Origin of the sequence: Streptomyces indicus, from assembly GCF_900100315.1 — a bacterium.
In the GTDB taxonomy this organism is placed as follows: Bacteria; Actinomycetota; Actinomycetes; order Streptomycetales; family Streptomycetaceae; genus Streptomyces; species Streptomyces indicus.
In genome coordinates, this window is record NZ_FNFF01000041.1 from 1 (window position 1) to 3,651 (window position 3,651).

General features: G+C 69.4%; 4 protein-coding genes. All 4 read right to left on the minus strand.

Going from position 1 to position 3,651, the window contains the following annotated elements; all coding sequences use genetic code 11:
• Positions 1-736: 736 nt before the first annotated feature.
• Entirely contained in the window at positions 737-1,873 is a 1,137-nt protein-coding gene (locus BLT97_RS37135) for a radical SAM protein (RefSeq protein WP_093618481.1), read from the minus strand.
• Between the two features lie 62 nt (positions 1,874-1,935).
• Positions 1,936-2,475 (minus strand): class IV adenylate cyclase, encoded by a 540-nt coding sequence (locus tag BLT97_RS37140; protein ID WP_093618483.1) that lies wholly within the window; start codon positions 2,473-2,475, stop codon positions 1,936-1,938.
• 116 nt (positions 2,476-2,591) lie between these two features.
• Positions 2,592-3,041, minus strand: coding sequence for an ATP-binding protein (locus BLT97_RS37145; protein WP_093618485.1), 450 nt, complete (start codon positions 3,039-3,041; stop codon positions 2,592-2,594).
• Positions 3,042-3,131: 90 nt separating this feature from the next.
• Positions 3,132-3,611, minus strand: a complete 480-nt coding sequence (locus BLT97_RS37150) for a hypothetical protein (protein ID WP_176954035.1) — start codon at positions 3,609-3,611, stop codon at positions 3,132-3,134.
• Between the last annotated feature and the right edge of the window lie 40 nt (positions 3,612-3,651).

Below are 3,651 nucleotides of genomic sequence, written 5' to 3' on the forward strand. Positions count from 1 at the left end.
TCTCCTAAAGCGGGTGTCGCAGGTTCGAATCCTGCCGGGGGCACTGACTGCATAGCAGGTCAGAGCACGTGTGAGGCCCCTCGTTCATTCGAACGGGGGGCCTCGCTGCTGCCCAGAGTCCACATAGAGTCCACATCCCCCAGTGATCATGAAAAGTACCGTCACCTGATCGGACGGTATGAGCGTGCACCAGGCCGTTTTATGGTGCACGTGACGGGGGCTGGCGTGGCTCCCACACACGCGCCAGACGCGCGCCCGTCGGCTGCCTGCGGCCCCGAGCGGGGAGGCTCGGCCCGCGGGGCGGCGGCCCCTGCCGGTCTCCTCGGCGGGGGACGCCGCGACAAACGTAACCGCCCCGTCCTCGTGTTGGGGGCGGGGCGGCTCGCTCTGTCTCAGAGCGATCGGCGCCTCGGCCCGGACGGACGCGCGTACGCCCGGCAGGCACCTTCATAGCTCTCACACGAGGCGAGGGCGGCCTGCGGTTCCGTCATGGGGCGGCGGTCGGCGGGCGTCAACGGGGCCCGCGAGCGGCGTTTTCAAGCCAAATTCTCTGACGGTCCGGCTCGACGCTCACCTCGAACTCGCTCGGGGAGCCTCGGCGGGTCTTCCTGCTGCGTACACACGGCAGCGCCCCGACCGTACAGTCGGGGCGCTGCCGGGATTCACCAGCCGTGTTCGTTGGGTGTGGTACCGGCGAGGTAGCCGTGCAGGATCGGCGGGCTCGGCTGGTGACCGCTCAAGGGGCCAGACGGCCCGCAGGTCGCTCGTCACGCGGGCGAGCGGCCTCGCCCGCGTACAGCCGTGCAAGGCGCGCTGCCTCGTCCTCTCGGAAGGATGCGACCTCGCCGCACCTCTGGCTCATGACGAACTCGCCGAGCGGTAGGCACAGGTCCATGCGTTGGATGCACACGCCGACCATGAACGGGCCGTCGGTGGCGCGGTACATGCGGACGCCGTAGTACCCCTCTTGGCAGTCATCGGGGTTGTTGAACCGGCAGTCGGCGCAGGTCTCCGGGAGGCGTACGGGCCGGATGCTCTTTGCGTAGAGCGTGCGCCCGTCGGGCAGGCGGTAGCGAACCCGTTGGTCGGATGCGCCGGCCGTGATGATTCGGCGCATGGGGGTGGCGCCGAGGTGGTCGACAACTTCCTGCATGGCGGCGAGCGAGGCGCCGTCGTCCTCCAGAGAGACGAGCATGCGCACCACGACGGACCGGCCGTGTTGCTCGATGATGCGCAGCACCCGCTCGACGTGATCACTGTCGGGGATCACGATGTTCGCCGAGACCTTGATGCCGTGTTCGCGAGCAGCCTCGATCGTCTTCGCGAGCGCGTCGAGCTTCCGGGCCGCGAGCTTCGGTGAGGCGAGGCGCGGGGCTTGTACGGCGGCGAGCTCGTCGGGGGTTGTGCCGAACACTGAGAGGTTGATGCGGTCGAGGCCGGCGGCGGCGGCCTCGGGCAGGACGGCCGCGCCGTTCTCGCCGTTCGAGGTGAGTCCGACGGTCAGCCCGAGGCGGCGGGCGATCCTGATCAGGCCGGGCAGTTCGGGGTGAAGGGTTGGTTCGCCGCCCGTGAAGTGCACTTCGTTGGTGGGCAGGCTGCCGCGGACTGCGGCGAGGGCGAGGGCGAAATCGGAGTCGGCCGCGATTCTGGCAGGCAGGAAGTTCGCTCCGTTGGTCTTGAGGTAGATCGACACGCGCCCGGTACGGCCCGGCGTGCCGACGAACTCACCAGCGGAACGGCCGGTGTTGTCGGCGGTGACGGGCGTTCCTTCGTTGTGGCAGAACTCGCAGGCGAGGCCGCATGCGTCGATGATCTTGACGCGTAGGGTGCGGTCGGGCCTGACCTCGACGGGGAGGTTTTCGAGGTCGTGCATGGTGCCCCCTTCTCCGTGCCGGCCGGGGCACGGTGCCCCGGCCGGGAGTAGCGGACGCTGACCTACTCGAACCGCAGGTCGGCGATTGAGTCGAGATCGATGCCGTACAGGGCATAGACCTTGGTCGTGTTGATCGACGTCAGGCTGTCGCGGTCGATCCCGAGGGCGGCGGCGGTGTCCCAGACCTGTGTTTCGTCGTCGGCCTCGATCTCCAGATACGGCGGGATGCGGGGCCATTCGTCGAGCTCCAGCCGCACCCCGCCGAGGGTGTACGAGGTGCGCCGGTTCTCCTGGTAGCTGCGCGGTGTGAGACCGACCAGGCCGAGCAGCGCGCTCGCTTCCTCGAACGAGTCGACGGTGACCTCGGTCTCGTGGGTGCCGTCCACGTCATCCGTGGCGATCTGCTTGACGCACAGGGTCGTTCCGGCGCCGGTATCGCGCAGCCGCACCCACCGGCCCGGGACGGCCGGGATCGTGTCGTACACGTACCGGCGCATGAGCCGGGGCTCGGCTTGCTGGACTCCGCCCGCCTCGACGATGAGCCGCGCGATCTTCGCGGGGTCGACGTCGAGGGCCTTCGCCTCGTATTCGATGCCTGCCATGGGTCTCCGATCGATGGGGGTCGCTTCTGTGTGAACGATCGTCTGCCACACGCGGGTGACGTGGTCGAGAAATAGCGATGTGCTCGCGGCTGCCGGCACGTCGAGGGGCGGGCGGATTACGGGTTGGAATAGGCGACGGCCGCGGCTTGCACGCCTGCGGCGTACGCGTCGGTCTTGAACTCGGACCACACCGTTTTGCCGATGCGCGGGTGCGGGTCGACGCCCCACCCGTCGGACAGTTCCTTGACCAGGAGTAGCCCGCGGCCGTGCTCGACGGAGTGATGCGCCTCGCAGAGACGGCAGACGCGCGGCCGGCCCTTGCCGAAGTCGTACACCTCGATACGGACGCTCGCGGGGTCAACGATCAGCCGGACACGGAACGAGTGATCGCGGGAACCGTGCTGTACGGCGTTCGTCGACAGCTCGGAGGTACAGACGAGCATGTCGTCGAGCCGGTCATGCGTCGATCCGAGCTGCGTCAACTGTCCGTTGATGAAAGCTCGCGCGGCGCCGGGGGCCTCGGGGGTGGGAGCGTGCAGGAACTCGGCGGTGTGCGGCTCAACCATGGCTCCCCCTCATAACGCCTACGGCAAGGACGAATGCGAGGGCGGCAAGACACGTGAGATACGTGATCTGACGCCGCAGGTCCCGGCGCATCAACTCACCTCGCAAAGATCGAGCAGCAGTCGGCCCGGCTTCCGGTGTCGGCCGACGCCCGCGTACGGGCGAGCGCGAGCGCTCCGTGCGGGTGGCGGGGTCGGCGAGGGCCTGCGGACCGGAAGCGGGTAGACGCACAGCGCGTACCGCGCGTCGTAGTCGGTGGCCGTGATCGCGTAGGCGCGACCGGCGGCGAGGGTGTGTAGGGCGTGCTCGTACTGCTCGGCGCTGTCGGCCCACGCGTGCAGTGCGGCGTCGGGGCGGGGGCCGTCCGGCTCGGCCTCGACCAGGGGCGCCGAGCGGAGGTAGGGCGCGGTCGGTGCCGGAGCGAGCAGACAGGCGTACCGGCGCGCTGCTTGTCGGGCCCATCGGGCGGCGAGGCGGGGAGTTGCGGCGCGGTAGGTGTCGAGGATGACCTCGCGGTTACCGGTGAGGTCGTGCGCGACCGCTTCGCACCGGTAGGTATGGGTCGTGGGCACCGTGGCACCTCCGCGGCGGGGCCTGGTTCGTGGGGGGGGG

What these genes read in the sequence shown, in the direction of transcription:
- BLT97_RS37140 (WP_093618483.1), bottom strand. Translation starts at nt 2,475, where the DNA reads ATGGCAGGCATCGAATACGAGGCGAAGGCCCTCGACGTCGACCCCGCG.
- BLT97_RS37135 (WP_093618481.1), bottom strand. Translation starts at nt 1,873, where the DNA reads ATGCACGACCTCGAAAACCTCCCCGTCGAGGTCAGGCCCGACCGCACC.
- BLT97_RS37145 (WP_093618485.1), bottom strand. Translation starts at nt 3,041, where the DNA reads ATGGTTGAGCCGCACACCGCCGAGTTCCTGCACGCTCCCACCCCCGAG.